18 protein-coding genes are annotated in these 21,592 nt (G+C 61.2%); 13 read left to right on the forward strand and 5 right to left on the reverse strand.

Annotated features, from left to right (window positions below; translation table 11 throughout):
* Positions 1-22: 22 nt before the first annotated feature.
* From ribH to AC1D1M_RS18340, 8 genes are all read left to right on the forward strand, one after another.
* The gene (gene ribH / locus AC1D1M_RS18305) at positions 23-499 is read left to right on the forward strand and encodes a 6,7-dimethyl-8-ribityllumazine synthase (protein ID WP_003228649.1); all 477 of its coding nucleotides are present in this window, start codon (positions 23-25) and stop codon (positions 497-499) included.
* The gene (gene nusB / locus AC1D1M_RS18310; RefSeq protein WP_008053839.1) at positions 496-996 is read left to right on the forward strand and encodes a transcription antitermination factor NusB; all 501 of its coding nucleotides are present in this window, start codon (positions 496-498) and stop codon (positions 994-996) included. The genes ribH and nusB overlap by 4 nt, the downstream gene beginning before the upstream one ends.
* A gap of 178 nt (positions 997-1,174) precedes the next feature.
* Positions 1,175-2,140, forward strand: a complete 966-nt coding sequence (gene thiL, locus AC1D1M_RS18315) for a thiamine-phosphate kinase (RefSeq protein WP_477776721.1) — start codon at positions 1,175-1,177, stop codon at positions 2,138-2,140.
* Complete coding sequence (locus tag AC1D1M_RS18320; RefSeq protein WP_008018154.1) at positions 2,137-2,640, forward strand: phosphatidylglycerophosphatase A family protein; 504 nt, start codon at positions 2,137-2,139, stop codon at positions 2,638-2,640. The genes thiL and AC1D1M_RS18320 overlap by 4 nt, the downstream gene beginning before the upstream one ends.
* A gap of 52 nt (positions 2,641-2,692) precedes the next feature.
* Entirely contained in the window at positions 2,693-3,448 is a 756-nt protein-coding gene (locus AC1D1M_RS18325; protein ID WP_477776722.1) for a substrate-binding periplasmic protein, read from the forward strand.
* Positions 3,449-3,597: 149 nt separating this feature from the next.
* The gene (gene ribA / locus AC1D1M_RS18330; RefSeq protein ID WP_150726901.1) at positions 3,598-4,215 is read left to right on the forward strand and encodes a GTP cyclohydrolase II; all 618 of its coding nucleotides are present in this window, start codon (positions 3,598-3,600) and stop codon (positions 4,213-4,215) included.
* Positions 4,212-4,631: an MFS transporter gene (locus AC1D1M_RS18335; RefSeq protein WP_477776723.1), complete on the forward strand. Its 420-nt coding sequence runs from the start codon at positions 4,212-4,214 to the stop codon at positions 4,629-4,631. Before ribA ends, AC1D1M_RS18335 begins: the two co-directional genes overlap by 4 nt.
* Positions 4,631-5,431: a cobalamin-binding protein gene (locus AC1D1M_RS18340; RefSeq protein ID WP_477776724.1), complete on the forward strand. Its 801-nt coding sequence runs from the start codon at positions 4,631-4,633 to the stop codon at positions 5,429-5,431. Before AC1D1M_RS18335 ends, AC1D1M_RS18340 begins: the two co-directional genes overlap by 1 nt.
* A 150-nt stretch (positions 5,432-5,581) precedes the next feature.
* Here AC1D1M_RS18340 and AC1D1M_RS18345 read toward each other — a convergent pair whose 3' ends face one another.
* The 5 genes from AC1D1M_RS18345 to AC1D1M_RS18365 form a co-directional block, all read right to left on the reverse strand.
* On the reverse strand, positions 5,582-7,441 hold the full coding sequence (locus AC1D1M_RS18345) for a TonB-dependent receptor domain-containing protein (protein WP_477776725.1): 1,860 nt from the start codon (positions 7,439-7,441) through the stop codon (positions 5,582-5,584).
* A 157-nt stretch (positions 7,442-7,598) separates the two neighbouring features.
* Entirely contained in the window at positions 7,599-9,497 is a 1,899-nt protein-coding gene (dxs, locus tag AC1D1M_RS18350; protein ID WP_477776726.1) for a 1-deoxy-D-xylulose-5-phosphate synthase, read from the reverse strand.
* A gap of 91 nt (positions 9,498-9,588) precedes the next feature.
* Positions 9,589-10,476, reverse strand: a complete 888-nt coding sequence (gene ispA / locus AC1D1M_RS18355) for a (2E,6E)-farnesyl diphosphate synthase (RefSeq protein ID WP_477776727.1) — start codon at positions 10,474-10,476, stop codon at positions 9,589-9,591.
* Entirely contained in the window at positions 10,473-10,715 is a 243-nt protein-coding gene (locus AC1D1M_RS18360; protein ID WP_007970180.1) for an exodeoxyribonuclease VII small subunit, read from the reverse strand. The genes ispA and AC1D1M_RS18360 overlap by 4 nt, the downstream gene beginning before the upstream one ends.
* Before the next feature lie 90 nt (positions 10,716-10,805).
* Entirely contained in the window at positions 10,806-11,957 is a 1,152-nt protein-coding gene (locus tag AC1D1M_RS18365; RefSeq protein ID WP_477776728.1) for a Fic family protein, read from the reverse strand.
* A 278-nt stretch (positions 11,958-12,235) separates the two neighbouring features.
* Here AC1D1M_RS18365 and AC1D1M_RS18370 point away from each other — a divergent pair, with 278 nt between their 5' ends.
* Genes AC1D1M_RS18370 through AC1D1M_RS18390 form a run of 5 tightly spaced genes read left to right on the forward strand, consistent with a single transcriptional unit; the run spans position 12,236 to position 21,591 of the window.
* Positions 12,236-13,027 carry a YfaP family protein gene (locus tag AC1D1M_RS18370; RefSeq protein ID WP_477776729.1) on the forward strand — a complete coding sequence of 264 codons (792 nt, stop codon included), beginning with the start codon at positions 12,236-12,238 and terminating at the stop codon, positions 13,025-13,027.
* 39 nt (positions 13,028-13,066) lie between these two features.
* The gene (locus AC1D1M_RS18375) at positions 13,067-14,779 is read left to right on the forward strand and encodes a DUF2138 domain-containing protein (protein WP_477776730.1); all 1,713 of its coding nucleotides are present in this window, start codon (positions 13,067-13,069) and stop codon (positions 14,777-14,779) included.
* Complete coding sequence (locus AC1D1M_RS18380; protein WP_057713137.1) at positions 14,776-15,414, forward strand: DUF1175 domain-containing protein; 639 nt, start codon at positions 14,776-14,778, stop codon at positions 15,412-15,414. The genes AC1D1M_RS18375 and AC1D1M_RS18380 overlap by 4 nt, the downstream gene beginning before the upstream one ends.
* Positions 15,411-19,970 carry an alpha-2-macroglobulin family protein gene (locus AC1D1M_RS18385; protein ID WP_477776731.1) on the forward strand — a complete coding sequence of 1,520 codons (4,560 nt, stop codon included), beginning with the start codon at positions 15,411-15,413 and terminating at the stop codon, positions 19,968-19,970. Before AC1D1M_RS18380 ends, AC1D1M_RS18385 begins: the two co-directional genes overlap by 4 nt.
* Complete coding sequence (locus AC1D1M_RS18390; RefSeq protein ID WP_477776732.1) at positions 19,948-21,591, forward strand: DUF2300 domain-containing protein; 1,644 nt, start codon at positions 19,948-19,950, stop codon at positions 21,589-21,591. The genes AC1D1M_RS18385 and AC1D1M_RS18390 overlap by 23 nt, the downstream gene beginning before the upstream one ends.
* The last annotated feature ends 1 nt before the right edge of the window (position 21,592 follow it).

The raw sequence follows: 21,592 nt of genomic DNA on the forward strand, positions 1-21,592 counted from the left end.
GGCTCTTTAAGAGATCTATCGAATGACCCTGAAGACCATCGAAGGTACCTTCATCGCCCCTAAAGGCCGCTACGCTCTGGTAGTAGGCCGTTTCAACAGCTTCGTCGTTGAAAGCCTGGTCAGCGGTGCAGTTGATGCGCTGGTTCGCCACGGCGTGAGCGAAAGCGACATCACCATCATCCGCGCGCCTGGCGCCTTCGAAATTCCGCTGGTTGCGCAGAAAGTCGCCCAGAAAGGCGAATTCGCGGCAATCATCGCCCTGGGCGCGGTCATTCGTGGCGGCACTCCGCACTTCGAATACGTGGCTGGCGAGTGCACCAAGGGCCTGGCCCAGGTGTCCATGGAGTTCGGTGTTCCGGTCGCTTTCGGCGTCCTGACCGTTGATTCCATCGAGCAAGCCATCGAACGTTCCGGCACCAAGGCCGGCAACAAAGGTGCTGAAGCTGCCCTGTCCGCTCTGGAAATGGTCAGCCTGCTGGCGCAGTTGGAGGCCAAGTGATTAGCGACGAAAGCGATCGTTTCAACCCGCGCGATCCAAAGCCTGCGGATGCCGGAAAGCCATCGAAAAGCGTCAAGCGTCGCGAAGCCCGTCAGCTCGCGACCCAGGCACTGTACCAATGGCACATGGCCAAGCAGTCGCTGAACGAGATCGAAGCGCAGTTCCGGGTCGATAACGATTTCACCGATGTCGACGGCGCGTACTTCCGTGAGATCCTGCACGGGGTTCCGCAGTTCAAGACCGAAATCGACACCGCGCTCACGCCATGCCTGGACTTGACCATCGAAGAGCTGGACCCGGTTGAACTGGCGGTTCTGCGCCTGTCCACCTGGGAACTGCTCAAGCGCGTCGACGTGCCGTACCGTGTTGTGATCAACGAAGGTATCGAACTGGCCAAGGTCTTCGGTTCCACTGACGGCCACAAGTTCGTCAACGGTGTGCTCGACAAGCTGGCCCCGCGTCTGCGTGAAGCTGAAGTCAAGGCGTTCAAGCGCTAACCAGCGCTTGGATCTAGTGTCCTGTCTCGCCGATACGTTCGTTTTTTAGCGAGTGACTGGTGTTGTCAGACAAGGCGCCGCGACGAGTCATAGCGTGCTATGGCGAGGAGCGGCAACGCAGTATGGCGACACCAGACGCCGCTAAAAAATGAACAGTATTGGTGAGACAGGATACCCAATGGGTGAGTTTGAGCTGATCCGCAATTTCTTCGCCGCCGCGCCTTGTGCGCAGGGCGGCGAAGGCGTTGCCCTCGGGATTGGCGATGACTGCGCCTTGCTGGCTGTTCCCCCCGGGGAACAGATGGCGATCTCTACCGATACGTTGGTGGCCGGCGTGCACTTCGCCGATCCCTGCGATCCGTTTCTGCTCGGTCAGCGCTCGCTGGCCGTGGCCGTCAGCGACCTGGCCGCCATGGGCGCCACCCCGGTTGCCTTTACCCTTGCCCTGACCTTGCCGACGGTGACCGCCGATTGGTTGCAAGCCTTTGCCCGTGGTTTGAACCAGATGGCGCAAAGCTGCGGTGTGGCGTTGGTGGGCGGCGATACCACCCGTGGGCCGCTGAGCCTGACCATGACCGTGTTCGGGCGCGTGCCGAGTGGCTTGGCGTTGACCCGCAGCGGTGCGCAACCGGGCGATCTGCTGTGTGTCGGTGGCGACCTGGGCAATGCTGCCGGTGCCTTGCCATTGGTGCTCGGCCAGCGCACGGCCGAAGCGAGTATTGCCGAGCCATTGCTGGCGCATTACTGGTCGCCGCAACCGCAACTCGGTTTGGGTCAGGCGCTGCGTGGCAAGGCCACTTCGGCAATGGACATCTCCGACGGTCTGCTCGCTGATTGCGGGCATATCGCGCTGGCCTCGAAGGTCGGTATTCAAGTCGAGCGAGACCGCCTGCCGCTCTCCAAAGCGCTGGTCGACTTTCTCGGTCAATCGGACGCACAGGTTGCGGCCCTGAGCGGAGGCGACGATTACGTCCTGGCTTTCACCTTACCGTCCGTCGAGTTGCCGCTATTGCTGGCCGACGGCTGGCCGATCCATGTGATTGGGCAGGTGGTGACGGGGCAGGGTGTGACACTGCTGGACGCCGATGGCAAAGACATCACCCCGCAAACCCGGGGTTATCAACATTTTCGGGAGTCACCGTGACAGATCATCCCAAACAGGTCCCGGCGGAAAACGTACCGCCGTCGGTCTGGCGTAATCCGTGGCATTTTTTGGCGTTCGGCTTCGGCTCGGGCACCTTGCCAAAGGCGCCCGGTACTTGGGGGTCGTTGGTTGCGCTGCCCTTTATCCCGTTATGGCAGATGCTGCCCGACTGGGGTTACTGGCTGATGCTGGGCATCACCATGCTGTTCGGCTTCTGGCTGTGCGGCAAGGTGGCCGACGATTTGCGGGTACACGACCATGAAGGCATCGTCTGGGACGAAATGGTCGGGATGTGGATCACCCTGTGGCTGGTGCCAGAAGGTTGGCAGTGGTTGCTGGCGGGTTTCTTGATGTTCCGCTTCTTCGACATCCTCAAGCCGTGGCCGATTCGCTGGATTGACCGGCATGTACATGGCGGCGTCGGCATCATGCTCGATGATGTCCTGGCCGGGGTGTTCGCCTGGTTGGCGATGCAGGGACTGGTGTGGTTTTTCGCCTGACCGGGGGGGCCAGGCGTTGATCAGGAGAACGGTTAATCGGGGGGAAGCACGGATGGCTCTACGCGGATTGATGGCGATGGCGTTCGCGATGTTTTGCTCTTTTGTTCAGGCAGACGGAGGAAATGCTCCGCCGCCGGCGGTGATTCATCTGGCCAGCGAAGCCTGGGAAGACTACACCGCTGCTGACGGTCATGGACTGGGTTGGGACGTGCTACGGCAAGTGTTCGAGCCGGCGGGGGTCAAGGTCGACATCCGCACAGAGCCCTACGTGCGTTCGCTGGGCCTGGCCGAACGTGGCGAAGTCGATGCCTGCGTCGGTTACTATCGTGACGAATCCGAGGGTGTGCTCTATCCCCATTGGAACTTCGACACCGATCACATCTATGCCTTGGGCCTGGCCAGCAGTCCGGTACCCACCCCGGAAACCCTGGGCAATTATCGGCTAGCCTGGGTCCGCGGCTACGATTACCAGCATTACCTGCCCAATGTGCGCCACTTCGATGAAGTGCTGCGGCGTACCGGCATCGAGTCGATGCTGACCCACAATCGTGCTGACTTCTATATCGACGCCCTGACCGAAGTCGATGACGTCATCAATCGCGCCAAGGATCCGTCCCAGCTGCGGCGCACCCATATCGCAGAGTTGCCGCTGTACCTGTGCTTCGCCAAGACCTCGAAGGCGCGCAGTCTGATGGCCCTGTTCGATCAGCGCATGGAGCAACTGGTGAAAAGCGGCGAGCTGAAACCGATTTTTGAACGCTGGAAACAGCCGTATCCGTTTGATTCGAATACTTCCCAGATCCGATGACCGACACAGAACCCTGTGGGAGTGTCTTCAGGGCGTATATCAAACATTTTGATAGTTATCGCCGATAATTCAGCCTAAGCGTCCTCCGGAACCTGCTGTTACAATGCCGGCTCTGCGAATCTTCAGACTTTTAGATCAGGAGCACACCGGTGCCTGTCGTTTTTGTCGCCGCTTCCAAGCTGCCAACRCCTTTTGCGCAATTCACCATGCACGGCTTTCTCGATGAGGCCACCGGCCGCGAGCACGTTGTGCTGAGCCTGGGTGAATTCGCCGACGGTGCCCCGGTACTCGGCCGGTTGCACTCCGAATGCCTGACGGGCGATGCCCTGTTCAGCCAGCGTTGCGACTGCGGCTCGCAACTGGAGGCCGCCTTGCAGGCCATCGCCCGCGAGGGTCGTGGCGTCTTGCTCTATCTGCGTCAGGAAGGCCGGGGCATTGGCCTGCTCAACAAGATCCGCGCCTATGAGCTGCAGGACGGTGGCGCCGATACCGTTGAAGCCAACGAGCGTCTGGGCTTTGCCGCCGACCAGCGTGACTACGCCATGTGCCTGCCGATGCTGGAGCACCTGGGCGTGAAGTCTTTGCGCCTGATGACCAACAACCCGCGCAAGGTCAAAGCCTTGACCGACATGGGTATCGTGGTCGCCGAGCGCGTGCCGCTGCACACCGGCCACAACCCGCATAACCGACTCTATCTGGCGACCAAGGCCAGCAAGCTCGATCACATGATGGGCAATGAGCATCAGGGCGAGGTAGACCGGGCGTGACCCGCGGTCAGGTTCGGCGGCGACTGTCCGTCAACTGGTGGCAGTACCTGGCACTGGCCTTGTTGCCGCTGTTTGTGATCAATGCGGTGTTCGGCCAGAGCGAAGCCATTCTGCCGGTGCTGGCGATGCCGTTGTTCATCGCCGGAGTCGCCTCGATGTTTGTCAGCCTGAAGTTCTTCGGCGCCTACAAACACGCGTTGATCGCCACCCAGAAAGCCCTCGATACCCCTGAAGAACCTGGTGCCTGGATCAGTCTGGCGGCCAAGCGGCGCACGGCATTCCTCGCCGCCGGCTTGCCGGCCTGGATCGGTGCCCTGGCGGTGTTCGTCGGTCTTGAAGCGGTGCCGCTGATGCTGCTGGCGCTGTCGACCGTCGTGCTGTTCTACCTCTACCGTATTCCGCGTCAACTCGGTTGATGCGCGCGCGTTGGCTGGCGGTGTTGCTGCTGGCCGCCAGTGGCTCGGCATTTGCGGTCGAACGGGTTGTCAGTCTCGCACCGTCGCTCTCTGAAATCGTCGTCGAACTGGGTTCCGCCGACCTCCTGGTCGGTGTTCTGGACGCCGGTGAACGCCCCGCCGAACTCAAGAACCTACCCTCCGTTGGCCGCTATGGCCAGTTGGACATGGAGCGCCTGCTCAGCCTGAAACCCGATCTGTTGCTGTTATGGCCCGGTAGCGTCGGCCCGGTCCAGCGTGACCAGCTCAAGCGCCTGAGTATTCCCACCTTCGTCGCCGAACCCCACAGCCTGGACCAGCTCACCGCGCAGATCGAGGCCATTGCCGCTCAGCTCGGCCGGCCTGAACGCGGAATTTCATTGGCCGGCGATTTACGCCAACGGCTGGATGAATTGCGTCAGCGCTATCGCCGGGACAGGCCTTTACGAGTGTTCTATCAGGTCTGGGATCGACCGCTGTATACGGTGGGCGGCGAGCAGATCATCAGCGATGCGCTGGAGGTCTGCGGTGCCCAAAATGTGTTTGCCGACCTGAAACTGTCGGCACCGCAAGTCAGTGTGGAAGCCGTGCTGCAGCGTAATCCCGAGGTGATACTGGCTAGCGATCAGGCGCAGCTTGATGCGTGGAAGGTCTGGCTGCAGGTGACGGCGGTGAAGCAGGGCCAATTGCGTTTGGTGACAGATAAGGGCCTGGAGCGACCGAGCGGACAGATGATTGAGGCGACTGCAAAGCTATGCCATTTGATTGCGCCAGACCGCTGAGACCGAGGTGCCTTCATCGCGAGCAAGCTCGCTCCCACAGAGTTCTGTTTTGATCACAAATCTGTAATCCAACCCAAAACCTGTGGGAGCGGCGGTGCGGCGATCCGACTTGCCCGCGAAGGGGCCGGTCCAGACAGTACAAATCTCGGATCAGATTCCAGGCGTCCAGGTCACCCCGAACATCCACGCCCGACCTTCCTCGCGATACCCATACTGGCTACCTTGGAAGCTGTACAACGCCCGGCTGTAACCCTTGTCCAGCAGGTTATCGACCTTCAGCTCCAGCCTGATTTCACGATTGAGCTCCCAGCTGCTGCGCAGTCCCAACAAGGCATAGCCGCCGAGTGGCTGTTGATTGTTCAGATCGTCATAGCTGCTGCTGACCGCTTGCCAACTGGCGCCGAGGCCCAGGCGGTCGAATTGCCGATCCAGGTCCAGGCTCAAGGTTCGCCGCGCGCGACGGGCCAGGGTGTGGCCCGTGTCGCGATCGCGTGGGTCGATGATCGCCACGCCGAGGTTGCTCTGCCATCCGAACAGTTCCTGTTTCAGCGCTGCTTCGAAGCCGTTGATCCGCGCCGAGGCTACGTTTTCCGGGCGCGAGTTGCTGCCGAAGATGATCGCGTCTTCAAGGTCGGTGCGATACAGCGACGTCTCCAGGCGACTGCTCTCGGTCAACTGGCTGCGCCATTGCAGCTCATAGCTTTTCGAGGTTTCAGGCTTCAGGTCCGGGTTGCTGAAGTCGGGGTAGTACAGATCATTGAACGTCGGCGCGCGGAAGCCTTCGCTGTAGGTCAGCAACACTTCGTTGTCCGGGTTCAGCGGCAGGGTAAAGGTGCCGCTCCAGGTGTTCTGGCTGCCGAACTGCTGGTTATCGTCGTGACGCAGGCCCAACTCCGTGGAGAAACTGTCGGCCCGATAGCGGTGCTGGATGTACGCTGCTCGGTTCCAGCGACTGTCCTCATCGAACGAGGTGCTGCTGTTGATGCGGTCTTCATACCAGTCACCTCCGAGCAGCAAACTGTTGCGCTCGTTGAGCGTCAGGTCGTTCTGCCAGTTCACCGAATCGCGGTAGGTGTTGAACACGCTGCGCTCATCGCTGAGCTTGTCGAGGGTCTTCTCGCGGTTTTCGCTGTGGCCGAATTCAACACGGGTTTTCCATACTTCATTGATGCGCGCGTCAATGTAACTGCTGACACTGCTTACATCGAATTCGTTGTAGGGCTGCTGTTGAACTGAATCGAACGGACTGTCGAACTCGCTCTTGCCACGGTTATCCAGCAGGTTGGCGCCGATCTCGATGTCATCGCTGAGCGCGTGGCTCAAGCTCAGGCTGAGCGACTTGTTGCGGTATTCGTCATGGTCGCCGTCGCTGGGGAATGACTCATGGGTGCGATTGATTCCAGCGGTTTCATCGAGGCTGGCGCCAAGGTTGAAGCGGGTTTTTTCATCACCGCCGGACAAACCGATGCTGCGCTCCCAGGTCTGATTACTGCCAAAACCCATGTGCAGTCGAGGTTGCAGGCCCTGTTCGCCGCCGCGACGAGTGAAGATCTGGATCACCCCACCAATCGCATCGCTGCCATAAATCACCGAACGGGAGCCGCGCAACACTTCCACGCGCTCGACCTGGTCGATGTTGATGTGTTGCAGGTTGCTGTCACCGGAGGTCGAACTGCCGATGCGCTGGCCGTCCACCAACACCAGGCTCTGGGCCGACTGGGTGCCGCGGATGTAAACGCCCGGCAGGCTGCCGCGCCCACCAGTCTGCGAGACTTGCACGCCCGGAACCCGACGCAGCAGATCAGTGACGCTATCGGGTTGCAGGCGATCGATGTCTTCGCGGGTGAACACAGTGTTGGCGGCGCTGCTGTCGTTGCGCGCTTCGACCTGGCGGTTGGCGCTGATCAACACGTCGGGCAGCTTCAGGGCCTGGTCACGTTCGAAAGTGTCGGCGAGGGTGTTGGTGGTGGGCAGCAGAAATAGAGGCAGGGCGAGGCGGGAGAACTTCATTGGTAGTCCGATGGTGCTTTGATGCAAATACAATTTTGATAGACGCTGAAAACCACTGTGGGAGCGAGCTTGCTCGCGATAGCGGTGCATCAGTCAGCATCTGAGTTGACTGACAGGCCGCTATCGCGAGCAAGCTCGCTCCCACAGGGTTTTGCGTTTAGATGTTGAGCAGTTGCAGGCGCTCACGAATGGACGCTTCGATTCCCGCCTCATCCAGACCGCACTCAGCCAGCATTTGCGCAGGCTTGGCGTGTTCGACGTAAATGTCCGGCAAGCCCAGGTGCAGCATCGACTTGAGGATGTTTTCGCGGGCGAGCAATTCGCTGACCGCGCCACCGGCGCCGCCCATGATCGCGTTTTCTTCGACGGTCACCAGCAGTTCATGGCTGCCGGCGATTTCGCGAACCAGCGCTTCATCCAACGGCTTGACGAAACGCATGTCGACCACGGTCGCATCCAGCGTCTCGGCGACTTTCAGGGCTTCGGCCAGTTGCACGCCGAACACCAGCAGGGCGACTTTGCTGCCCTGGCGGCGGACTACACCTTTGCCGATCTCGATCGGTTCGAGGTCTTTCTCGATAGTAGCGTTCGGGCCATTGCCGCGTGGATAACGCACCGCCGCCGGGCCTTCGTACAGGTGGCCGGTGGTGAGCATCTTGCGCAGCTCGTTTTCATCGCTCGGGGTCATCACCAGCATGCCGGGAATGCAGCGCAGGAACGACAAATCGAAGCTGCCGGCGTGGGTCGGACCGTCTTCGCCCACCAGGCCTGCGCGGTCGATGGCGAACAGTACGTCGAGATTCTGCACCGCGACGTCATGCACCAACTGGTCGTAGCCGCGCTGCAGGAAGGTCGAATAGATGGCCACCACGGGTTTGGCGCCTTCGCAGGCCATGCCGGCCGCGAGGGTGACGGCGTGCTGCTCGGCAATGGCGACGTCGAAGTAGCGCAGCGGGAATCGTTCGCTGAAAGCGACCAGGTCGGAGCCTTCCTTCATCGCCGGGGTAATCCCGACCAGACGCGGATCGGCCGCTGCCATGTCGCACAGCCATTCGCCGAACACACCGGAGTACTTCGGCCCGCTAGCCTTTTTCGGCGCGGCGGCCGGGGCGTCCAGCGGTTCGAGTTTGGTGATGGCGTGGTAACCGATCGGGTCGACTTCCGCCGGGGCGAAGCCTTTGCCTTTCTTGGTGACGACGTGCAGGAACTGCGGGCCTTTCAGGTCGCGCATGTTGCGCAGGGTGGCGATCAGGGTTGGCAGGTCGTGGCCATCGATCGGGCCGATGTAGTTCCAGCCCAGCTCCTCGAACAGCGTGCCGGGAACCAGCATGCCTTTTGCGTATTCTTCAGTGCGACGGGCGATTTCCCAGGCACCGGGCAGGCGCGACAGCACTTTTTTGCTGCCCTCGCGCATGCTTGCGTAGGTGCGGCTGGAAAGGATCTTCGCCAGATAGTTCGACAAGCCACCGACGTTGCGCGAGATCGACATGTCGTTGTCGTTGAGGATCACCAGCATGTTGGCGTCCACTTCCGGCGCATGGTTCAGCGCCTCGAACGCCATGCCCGCGGTCAACGCGCCGTCGCCGATCACTGCGATCGCCTTGCGGTCACTGTTTTGCAGGCGGGCGGCAATTGCCATGCCCAGCGCGGCACTGATCGAGGTGCTGGAGTGGCCGACACCAAAGGTGTCGTACTCGCTCTCGGAGCGGCGCGGGAAGGCAGCGACGCCGTCCTTCTGGCGCAGGGTGCCCATGCGCTCGCGACGACCGGTGAGGATCTTGTGCGGATAAGCCTGATGACCCACGTCCCACACCAGCCGGTCGTCCGGGGTGTCAAAGACGTAATGCAGTGCGATGGTCAGCTCGATCACGCCCAGGCCGGCACCGAAATGCCCACCGGTCTGGCCGACCGTGTAGAGCAATTCCAGGCGCAACTCATCGGCCAGGGTTTCCAGCTCGGCTTCGCCTAACCGGCGCAGGCCGTCCGGCGTGTTCGCGCGGTCGAGCAGGGGCGTGGTCGGGCGCTTGCGGGGAATCTCATGAAACGTCGTGGGCATCAGGCGAATCGTTATAGGTATAAAAGATGCGGCAGTTTACCTGATGCATCGGTCTCTGCCCACGCGTTGGTTTTTTTTGGCGGATTCGCCGTCAGCTGCGGCGATCGACGATATACCGGGCCAGATCGCGCAACGGCTCGGCCGCCGCGTCAAACGGTCGCAGTGCGTGCAGGGCCTGGTCGCGCAGCTCCAGGGCGTAGGCCTTCGCGGCGTCGAGGCCGAGCAGGGCCGGGTAGGTCGGCTTGTCTCGGGCAATGTCGGCGCCCTGGCGTTTGCCGAGGGTTTCGGTATCGCTTTCGACGTCGAGAATGTCGTCCTGTACCTGGAATGCCAGACCGATGGCCTGTGCATAAGTCTGCAGGGATTTGAGTTCGTCCTTCTCCGCACGGCCGCTGGCCAGGGCGCCGAGCTTGACGCTGACCTCGATCAACGCGCCGGTCTTGTGCCGGTGCATGTACTCCAGGGCTTTCTGGTCGAGCTTCAGGCCGACCGAACCGAGGTCGATGGCCTGACCGCCGACCATGCCCGCCGGGCCTGCCGCCAGCGCCAGGGCGCTGACCATTTGCAGGCGGATTTCGGCATCCGACGCGCTCAGGCGTGGATCGAGCAGGGCGCTGAAGGCCAGGCTCTGCAAGCCGTCGCCGGCGAGGATCGCGCAGGCTTCATCGAATTTCTTGTGGGTGGTCGGCTGGCCGCGGCGCAGATCGTCATCGTCCATCGCCGGCAAATCGTCATGCACCAGCGAATAGGCGTGGATTAGCTCCACCGCACAGGCCGCGCCGTTGGCTTGCTCGGGCTTGCCGCCCAACGCTTCACACGCGGCGTAGGCCAGCAGTGGACGCACGCGTTTGCCGCCATTCATCACGCTGTAGTGCATGGCTTCGTACAGCCGCGCCAGCTCGGGGCTTGGCGCCGTGAACAGGGTTTCCAGAACCGCATTGACGCGGGCCTGGCTGGTTGCCGAGTACGCTGCAATCATTCTGGCTGATCCGCGTCGAAGGGTTCCTCGGCCAACTCGCCATCACGCTCGAGCAGCACCTGAACCTTTTGCTCGGCCTGGGCCAGCGCCGCCTGGCAATCGCGGGTCAGACCGATGCCTTGCTCGAAAGCGGCCAGCGAGTCCTCCAGCGACAATTCGCCATTCTCCAGACGCTCCACCAGCGTTTGCAGGTCGGCGAGGGACTGTTCGAAATCCAGTGCAGCTTTTTTGCGGGCCATGGCGGCGATTTCCGGTTGACGTTAAACCGGCGCGACACTAGCAGATAGGGGGGGCAGGGGCAAATGAGCGGGGTGTTTGGTGCAAGGGTTTCAGCGCTCAGGATGCGCTTGGTCGGGATATTTGATCTGGTAGCGAGTACTGCGCCCGCCACCCGGCAGGCGTTGCAGGCAATCCTTATCCAGCAGTTCGGCCAGATGCCGGGTCGCGGTCGCTTTGGAGACTTTCGCCACGGCTTGATACTGCGCCGCACTGATCCCGCCTTCGAATCCACGCTCCCCTCCGTCCAGCAAGCGATTCAGTACTTTGGTCTGCTCGGTCGACAGCTCGGACTCCCGGTGCGCCTGCCAGAAGCGCGCTTTGCCCAGCACGGATTCGATCCGTGCCATGGCCTGTTGCAGGCTGCGCAATAGAGTTTGCAGGAACCATTCGAGCCAGACCGTAATGTCCGTGTTGGATTTCTGGCAGGTTTCCAGCACCCGGTAATAGCCAGATCGATCCTCGAGAATACTCGCCGACATGGCATAAAAACGGATCGCCTGAGCCTCGCCTTGAGCCAATGCAAGGTCGGTGATCGTCCTGGTCAGGCGACCGTTGCCGTCGTCAAACGGGTGGAGTGTGACAAACCAGAAGTGTGCGATGCCAGCTCGCAGCAAAGGGTCGGGCTCGGACTGATTTCGGCTGGTTTCAAACCATTCGAGGAAGGCATCGAGTTGGCGCTCAAGGCCCAGGCGAGGCGGTGCTTCGAAGTGCACGGTCGGTCTGTCGAGACGACCGGAAACCACTTGAATTGGATCGTCGCCGCGCAAAGCACCTACACGAATGCTTTGCGCGGCCAAGCCGATTTCCTGTTCTGGAAACAGCCACTCATGCCAATCCAGCAATCGTTCAAGTGTCAGCGGCTCGGCGAAATGCTGGGTAGCATCGAGCATTAATTGCGCGAGCCCTTCACTGCGTTTGCTGACGTTGTCGCCATCATTGAGCTCCAACCCCAATCGCCGCGCCAATGAAGAACGAACTGAACCGACATTCAGCTGTTCGCCTTCAATCGCCGACGAGGTGACGATGTTCTGCAGCAATGCATCCAGTTCACTTTGCGCGCTCAGCGAACTGCCCACGGAGCTGGCCATGCCCATTAGCCGACCTTGAGCTTGAACGCACTCGCGTAACAAGGGCGCCAGGCGTTCGGCATTCCAGGTGAAACCCGGCCAATCAGGCTGCTGCCATATCCATTGAGGTGTCATGAACTTGATGCTCTAAGTGGGGGTGAGCCGATTAGACAGGCTATTCGGCTCACATAATGAGCCGAATATGGCTCGTATTCGGCTCACCGTCCACCCGTTACCGTGATTCCCACCGCAATTTCGGAGCCATCCGATTGTTAAAAAACAACCAACTGGCTAACCTTTGCGCCATCTACGACCCAATAGTCACGGGTCTTTCAGACGAAACGCAGTATTCACATCTGTAACGCGCCCAGGATCAGGCGCAAGGTTTCGTCATGCATGGCAGGAGGCGTCGCATGCGCTCATTTCTTTTGCTGCTGATCGGGTTGGCTGTCGCGCCCGTGACTCTGGCCGCGCCGAATGCCGAGTTATCGGAACCGGTGGGCGGCTGGCGTTACAACGGTTTGCTGGACCGCAGCGAAAACCCGCAAGTCGCCTATCCCACGCCACCCATCGACCGGGGCGTGCAGCGCAATCGCACGATGATCGAAGGCCAACTGAAGGCCCTGGGCACCCAGCGAGGGCCGCACACCTTGGCGGTCAACGGCAATCCGCTGAATCTTTATACCGACGAGCAAGGGCGTTTTGCCCGGCCCTATGCGTTTGGCGCCGGCTCCAACAGCGTCGAAGTGCGCAGCGCCGAAGGCCAGTCCCTCAAGCGTGTTCAATTCTATGAAGCCAACAACCTGCGCACCCCGGCGCGGATTCGCGTGGTGCTGGGTTGGGATGATCCGAAAGCCGAACTCGATCTGCATATTGTCACGCCCGATGGCCAGCATGCCTTCTGGGCACACTCGGCTTTGACCAATGGCGGCGGCCTCGACCCTGACGGCGTCGATGGCCCGGGTCCGGAAATGTTCACCATGACCGCACCGCTGCATGGCACCTATCTGGTTTACGTGAACTATTGGGGCAACTTCGGCAGCGGCGGCTATAACTTCGATGAGACCAGCAACCAGAACGAGGTGATTACCTCGCAGATCAACCTGGTGCTCAACGAAAACACCGTCGATGAAAAACGCGAGACATTCATCGTGCCCCTGCGCGCAATCGGCGACCTGCTGCTGGTCAAGACTTTCAACTACTAAGCATCCCCGCTCCACGGATGAACATCGGGTTTTGTGAACATGAGTGATAGCACTGTTACCCCAGCCGCTGGCGCACCCACGGCCAAACCTTCCCTGCATTGGCCGACGCTGCTGATCGGGATATGCCTGGTCATTGGCGTGGCCGGTGGGCTGGGGTGGTTCATGCACAAGCCCAAGGCCCCGGCGCCTGCGTTGGCCAGTGACAAACTGGGTATGAGCCGCCCGGATGGCTTGCTGGAAACCCGTTCCCTGAGCCAATTGCCCAAGGACCTGCTGGCCGTGCCGTTCCTCAAGGAAACCCTGACCGAAGATTTCGTCTTCTATTACGAAACCCACGCCGATCGCCTGGGGTTGATCGGCAGCGTGCGGCGGATCATCTACGAACACGACCTGAAACTGCAGGACACCTTGATCGAGCAGCTGCTCGATCAGCCTGCCGACGTTGCGTTGTGGCGCGGGGCGGATGGGCGGCTCAAGGATTTCCTGCTGGTAATGGACCGCAGTGGATTGGCCAAGGTACTGGAGCCGCTGGCCAAAGTGGCGCTGGACGACTCGCAGTTGAGCAAGGTCGCAGACGTGAAGGTTGGCAGCGAAGACGTGACGCTCTATCAACTCAACTACAACGCGAGCAAGGCGCTGCTGTTTGCGTCCCATGGCGACAAATTGGTGGTGCTGTCCAATCCGGCGAAACTCTACGATCCGCAAAGCGGTGCAACGGAGGAACAGGGCAGTGTGTCGACCACGGCCATTGCGGCGCTGCTCAATGGCGAAAAACTGTTCCCCGAAGCCTTCGGCCTGCCGCCTCGTGCGCCGGAAGTGAAACAACGTCTGTCGGTGAATGCCAGCGTGCTGGCGATGGGTTACCAACGCTTCATTCCGAACTTCGCCGGCCTGCGCTTCGACATGGACGACAAGGGCTGGCACAGCTTTCTGGCCATGGACGAACTGGAGAATCAGCCGGACTTCGATTTCAAACCGATCTGGCAAGCCATGCCCATGGGGGCCAGCGCTTGCGTGGCGTTGCCGCTGGCTGCCGAACAACAGAAACCGCTGCTGGTGAAACTCGGTGCCGAGGAGAAGGTGGCCCAGGCGCTGACCGGACACATGGCCGGCGCGGCAGGCCTGTGCTGGTATGCCGATTCGCGGTTGTACACACCCTTGCTGGTGGCCAGTCTCAACGATGACGACAGCGGCAAACTCGATGGGGATTTGGGCAGCCTGTTCGGCTCGATGGTCGGTGCCTACGAGAGCAATGTCGAAGACGGTGCCTTCCCGGTGGTGGAAAAACAGGAAGGCCAGAGCCACCAGTGGCAACGACAGGTCAGCTCCAGTTTCGGTCCCTATGCGGCCAGGGAAGCTGAAGACCCTGACGCCATCACCGGCAAGGCATTCATGAAAGTCAGCCTGGCGCGGCATGGTTCGACGTTGCTGTTTTCCCTCGACGACAGGCTGGTGGACAAGGCCCTCGGCACCCTCGATAAACGCTTCCCGCCGATGGCCGACGTGGTACCGAAAGACCTGTTGATGCCGGTCTATTTCGGCCCGGATTCCATGGCGCAACTGATGCAGCAGGAAACCCTCGACAGCCTGCCCCAGGATATGGAACCGGTGTTCTACAACGCCGCGCAAACCTATCTGATTCCGAAACTGCGCAAGCTCGGCGGCTACGGCAAATATGCGCTGACCTTGCCCGAAGGCAGCGAGCCAGATGGCCACTGGCAGTGGTTGCCGCTGGAGTGGAAAGCCCTGTGACGGCATTGATCCGCAGTCTCGGCCTGCTGGCGTTGTTGCTGAGCGCGGGTGCTCGCGCTGTCGAGGCACCATCGCTCGACCCACAGCAATCCCAGGTGTTTCGTGCCTGGTTCGTACGCATCGCCCAGGAGCAACTGAGCCAGGGCCCGAGCCCGCGTTGGTATCAGCAAGACTGCGCCGGGCTGGTGCGCTTCGCCGCTAACGAAGCGTTGAAAGTCCATGACGACAAATGGCTGCGCAGCAATGGCCTGTCCAATCGTTACCTGCCGCCGGAACTGCAACTGAGCGACGCCCAGCGCGGTCTTGCCCAGCAATGGCAGCAGGGCGGCGGCAAGGTCGGGCCGTACGTCAATGCGATCAAATTGATCCAGTTCAACAGCCATCTGGTCAGCCGCGATGTGTCTCAAGCCCGTCCTGGCGACCTGATGTTTTTCGATCAGGGCGACGACCAGCACCTGATGATCTGGATGGGCCGCTACATCGCCTATCACACCGGCACCAGCACACCCACCGACAATGGCATGCGTTCGGCAAGCCTGCAGCAACTCATGACATGGAAGGACACCCGATGGATACCCGACGCAGCCAACCCCAACTTCATCGGCGTCTATCGACTGAATTTTCTTTCCCAATGACCGGTGCCCGCATGCTGCGTTTTCTGTCTCTGATGTTGGTATTGGTACTGCCTTTCTCGGCAGTAAACGCCGAAGACTCGGTCCCGTCCAGCGGCTATGCGCCGGTGGCCGGCGAGAGTTTTTTCCTGCTGGCCGACAGCAGTTTTGCCAGCGATGAGCAGGCGATGGTGCGCCTTGAAGCACCGGGCCGCGACTATCGCCGGTTTCGCATGGAGCCCTACGGCGGTGCCGACATTCGGGTGTACCGCATCGACAAGCCGCTGGATTTCCTCAAGCGCCAAAAGAACCTGCATCGGGTGGTCAGCGATGGCCAGTTCAAGGGTGAAGGGCTGTCCAACACTCTCGCTTACCTGTGGGACAACTGGTATCGCAAATCCCGTCGGGTGATGCAGCGGGCGTTTTCCTACGAGTCGCGTAAACAAGTCACCGAGCAAGTGCCGGAACTGAAGATGGGCAATGCGATGGCCGCGCCAACGCCCTACGATGCGCAGCCGCAATTCGCGCTGATACCGGGTTTGCCGGTGGTCAGCCAGTTCCGTTATCCGTTGTGGCAGGCCAAGCCGATCCAGCCGCCTGCAGGAGTGAACCTGGCCGGCTCTTCCAGTGAGTTCGTCAGCGTCGCGCCGGGCAACGTGTACATCCCGTTGGGCAATCTCAAACCGGGTCTTTATCTGGTCGAAGCACTGATCGGCAAGTACCGCGCGACCACCATGGTGTTTGTCTCCAACACCGTGGCGGTGAGCAAGATCGCCGGTGACGAATTGCTGGTGTGGGCCGCGCGCAAACACGAAGGCAGCTCGGTGCCGAAGGTCAATGTGCTGTGGACTGATGGCCTCGGCGTGATGAGCAGCGGCGCCACGGATACCGACGGCTTGCTGCGCCTGAAACACGTCAGCCCCGAGCGTTCGTTCGTGATCGGTGAAGACGAAGAGGGCGGGGTGTTCGTCTCGGAAAACTTCTACTACGACAGCGAAATCTACGACACCAAACTCTATGCCTTCACCGACCGGCCGCTGTATCGGCCGGGGGATTGGGTGTCGCTGAAAATCGTCGGACGTGAATTCAAGAACGCGCGAGACTCGGTGCAACCCACCGCTGCCGACGTCAGCGTGACCGTGCTCGATGCGACCGGCACGGCGCTGCAATCCCTCGATTTGAAGCTCGATTCCAGGGCCGGCACCCAAGGCCGTTTCCAGTTGCCGGACAACGCCGTGGCTGGTGGTTATGAACTGCGCTTCAACTACAAGGACCAGGCCTACAGCAGCGCCTTCCGCGTCGCGGAGTACATCAAGCCGCACTTCGAAATTTCGCTCAATCTGGCCAAGCAGGATTACCGCACTGGCGAACCGGTCAAGGGCAGCCTGGTGCTGCTGTACCCGGACGGCAAGCCGGTGGTCAATGCGAAACTGAACCTGAGCCTGCGCGCCCAACAACTGTCGATGGTCGACAACGAACTGCAATACCTCGGGCAATTTCCGGTGGAGCTGACCAGTACCGAATTGACCACCGACGCCAAGGGCAACGCGTCCCTCGACTTGCCGGCCGCCGACAAACCGAGTCGCTACATGCTCACGGTGTTTGCCAGCGACGGCGCGGCGTATCGGGTCAAGACCACCAAGGAAATCCTCATCGACCGTGGCGCGGCGAATTTCCGCTTGAGCGCGCCCCGGCGCTTCAGCGCGGTGGGTGACAAGGTTGCGTTCAGCTACACCCGCGAAGGCGAGCAGGCCGACGCCGTTACGCCGGGCAGTTATGGCTGGGTACGCCTGGAGGACCAGAGCACCGGCGAAGGCAAACTCGCGGCAACCGACAAAGGTTTCACCCTGGCCTTTGACCGGCCGGGCACCTACAATCTGACACTCAAGGATGATCATGGCCGGGTGGTCGGCGCCACCGGTCATTCGGTTACCGGCGAAGGTGTCAAAGCCGTACCCGGCACCGTGGAAATCGTCCTCGACAAGCCCGAGTACGTCGCAGGCGATGAAGCGCTGGCGCTGATCACTTTCCCCGAGCCAGTGAGCGATGCGCTGCTATCACTGGAGCGCGACAAGGTCGAAGCCACTGCGCTGCTGTCCAAGGGCGGCGACTGGCTGAAGATGGAAAAACTCAGCGATACCCAATACCGCGCGCGCATCCCGGTGAAGGACGGTTTCGCGCCGAACCTGACCTTCTCGGTGCTGTACACCAAGGGCGGCCAATACAGTTTCCAGAACGCCGGCATCAAAGTGGTCACGCCACAGATCGACGTGGCCATCGCCACCGACAAAGAAACCTATCAGCCGGGTGAAACCGTCTCTGTAGACCTGAGCACCCAGTTCGCCGGCAAAGCGATCCCCGCGCACCTGACGGTCAGCGTGGTCGATGAAATGGTCTACGCCCTGCAACCGGAAGTCGCGCCGAGCATCGACCAGTTCTTCTATCACCCTCGGCGCAACAACGTGCGCACCAGTGCCAGTTTGTCGTTCATCAGTTATGACGTCGCCTTGCCGGGCAGCCCCGGTGCACCGGGCAAAGCCAATCGCAGTGAGCGCGGCGTGAAGGTGCTGGAGCGACCGCGTCGCGAGGATGTCGATACGGCGGCGTGGCAACCTGAATTGCTGACCGATGCCAACGGCAAAACCCGCTTCACTTTCAAGATGCCCGACTCCCTGACCCGCTGGCGTATCACCGCCAGAGCCATCGCCGATGGCGGACAGGTCGGGCAGAAGAAGCAGTTCGTACGCTCGGAAAAACCGCTGTACCTGAAGTGGAGCGGGCCGAGCCGATTCCGCGCCGGCGACAAACCGGACCTCGGCGTATTTGCTTTCAGCCAGGCCGAGAAACCGGTCAAGGCTGAACTGGTGACCCATTTCGCCGGCAACGAACAGCGTGTGTCTGTGACCCTGAACAGCGGCATCAACTACATCCCGCTGCCGGCCTTTGAGCTGGCCAATGGCGAGTGGAGCGCCGAGCTGGTACAGGACGGCAAAGCCGCTGATGCCCTGGCGGTGCGCCTGACCGCGACTGGTGAAGGCTGGCAAGTGACTCAAACTCAGAGTCTCGACGTGACCAGCGGCGATACTCCGCTGACACTGCCGGCAGATGCGACAGATATTCGCCTGCGCCTGGACGACAGTCCGCAAGCGTTGTTCCGTTCTGCCCTCGACGATCTGTTGAGCTACCCCTACGGTGGCGTCGAGCAGACCGCCAGTCGCCTGTTGCCGTTGAGCATCGCTTACCCGACGCTGGCAGCGAATCCGCAGATCCGCGACCGCCTGCGCCTGATCATGCAAAACAGTCGCCTGCGCCTGGTGCAAATGGCCGGCCCTTCGGCGTGTTTCACCTGGTGGGGCATGGACGGTGAGCCGGATGCGTTCCTCACCGCCTACGCCTATTACGCCGACTGGCACGCCAGCCAGGTGCTGGAGCTGAGCCTGCCGCCGGAGCATTGGCAGCGGGTGCTGGAGGTCTACGCCAAGCAGGCGAAGAACACGCCGCTGTTGCAGCGGGCGCTGATCCTGTCGTTTGCCAAACAGATGCAGTTGCCGGTCAACACCTTGCTCAGTGGCTTGATGGACGACCTGGCGAAAGCAGGCGAGGGCACTGCCGCGAACCTGATGGAGGACGGCGAAGACAGCCTCGTCATGAGCGATCCGGATTCCGCCTTGGGGCTGGCTGCCGCGCGGGTGCTGACGGCCTCGCTGGCCAGGCAAGCGAAGGTCGCTTTGCCGGATGCGTTCAATCGGCAACTGGCCGACGCGCAGCAACGTCTGGCGGTCAGTTCCCAGCCGTTTGCCGAAGCGCTGAATCTATCGCTGCAACCCTTCGATCAAGCTCACGCCCAGGCCTTGCTGCAACGTCTGTTGCCGCAGCAATCGACCCTGGAACGTGCGTTGGCGTTGACCTGGCTGCAACGCAGCATCGAGCAGGCATCGCCCACCATTGCGTTGGCGCCGGGTGAAGGCTGGAAGAAGCAGTACGGGGTTTCTGGTGAGATGTATTGGACGTGGCAGGGGCCTGCGCCTGTGCCGACGGTATTGACGTTGACCGGGGTGCAAGAGCGTCCGCTGCGCGCCTCATTGAGCTACCGGAGCCAGCAGCCGGCAATCGATCCGATGGCCGTGACCATCACCCGTCGCCTGTCGCGACTGATGCCGGGGGGTGAGGCCTTCACCTTCAAACTTGAAGCGGTCGGCAGCGCGCCGCTGTCCAGCGACAACCTCTATCTCGACGAAGTGATCGTCACCAGCAAAGCCGCCAAGCCGTTGCGTTACGGGATGCTGGAAGTGCCGTTGCCACCGGGCGCCGATGTCGAGCGTACGACCTGGGGCATCAAGCTCATGGGCAAGGCCGGCACCGAACCGACATCGCTGGAGAAGGCGCGTTTCGAACCGGGGCAAATGGCTTATGCCGTTCCGGTCGATGCCTTGAGTGGCGAATTACGCCTGCGGCATTTGGTGCGTTTCTCGCAGAAGGGGCAGTTCAACTTGCCACCGGTGCGTTTCACTCAGGTTTATGCGCCGCAGCATCAGGCGATGGAACAAAAGGCAGCCCTTGGCCAGGTCACGGTTCACTGACGTGCACAGGCTGCTGATAGGTTGGTTGCTGTGTTTGATCCCTGTGCTGGCAGCGGCGCAGGACGAACCTTTGCGCCTGGCCTTCAAGGGCGATTTGTTGTCGCTGAGCCGAACGCAGGTGATCACCCGCGAGCCGTTGCCGCAGACGTTGCAGACGCCGCTGGGCAGTGTGTGGAAGTTGTTCGTCTACGCCTGGCTGGTGGACACCGGCGCGCGTGAGCCGGCTTATGAGTGTCGCGGCCAGTCGAAGGAAGAGGTTTATTGCTGCGCGGCGGGTGGCAAGATCGAGCGTGATCAGGCGTTGGTGAAGTCATGCGGTTTGTACTTTGAGCCAGCACGACTGGGCATCACCGATGCAGGTTGGCGGGCGTATTGGCAAGCGCACCAAGCACCGCAATGGCTGCTGGATTTACCGGCGCTGCAACCGGCCACACGGGTTTCGGTGGCGGATCTTTTGAAGATGTTGGCTGTGCTGCCGGCGCAGGATCAGGCCCGGCGTGTGCTGCTCGATGTGATGCTCAATGCCGCCGATGGCCATGTCGTCGGCGAACTCGGAAGCCGTCTGCGGGTGAAGACCTGGAGCTGGTTGGCGGATCAGGATGCCGCGACACGCCAGGGCGGTTTTGCCGGTTGGACGGCGGATGGCACACCGGTCTGGGCCGGAGGACGGGGCACCAGTCAGCGGGTACTGCGTGATTACGCGCAGGCATTGTCTACGGTGATTCCTGTTGCATGGCCTGAGGATGCAGGGCAGTGCGTAGAGGTCGACCTGTTCTCCCGCTATCCACTTCGGCGCGTGCTGTCAGGGGACACCGCGGTGACTTCCGGAACATTACAGGGTGACTATCGTGTTGAATTCGCCAACGGTAATGCGCTGGATATCCACAGCGATGGCGAACTGTTTCTGCTGAACGACAAGCTCGTGGCTCGTCTGGATCGCGAAGAGTATGTTGCCCGTGTTCTCCTGCGCGAAGCCAGCGCCGAACCGGTCGAGGCCGCCAAAGCCCTGGCCGTGGCCATCCGCACCTACTTGCTGCAAAACGCCACGCGCAGCGGTGAATGCCTGAGCATCGACGACAGCAGCAGCCGTCAGCGGGTCGCACCGCGTCCGGCGTCGTCCGAGTCTCGCGACATCGCCGCCTGGACCAGCGACCTGGTACTGGCCGGCAGCACCGTCACCTACCATTCCGATCAACCCGGCCCGGACAAGCTGTCCTGGCAGCAAGCCGTCGAACAGGCCCGTGCCGGCCAGCGCTACGACGCCATCCTGCTGCATTCCTACCCACGTGCCAGTCTCAGTCGCTGGGACAACCCGGTCGCGTCCTGCGAAGCGTTGCCCGCCGCACAAGAATGGCTGCAGAAACAACGGCGTGGCTGGCGCTCAAAGCTTGAAAGCGAAACCGGCTACAACGAAGTCAACACCTTCGCCGTATGCCGCCTGGCCTTCGGCCGCCCCTATGTTGACCGCGAACGGCAGCGTATCTACGTGCGTGGCGCGCAGAGTCTGCAAGACCGCCTCGATCTGACCCACGAATACCTGCACCTGGCCTTCGAAGCACACCCCAACGGCCAGGATGAAACCTACATCGAAGGGCTCGCCCGCCACCTCTTGCTGGAATAGT

The sequence above is a fragment of the Pseudomonas sp. P1_F7 genome (assembly GCF_056405655.1).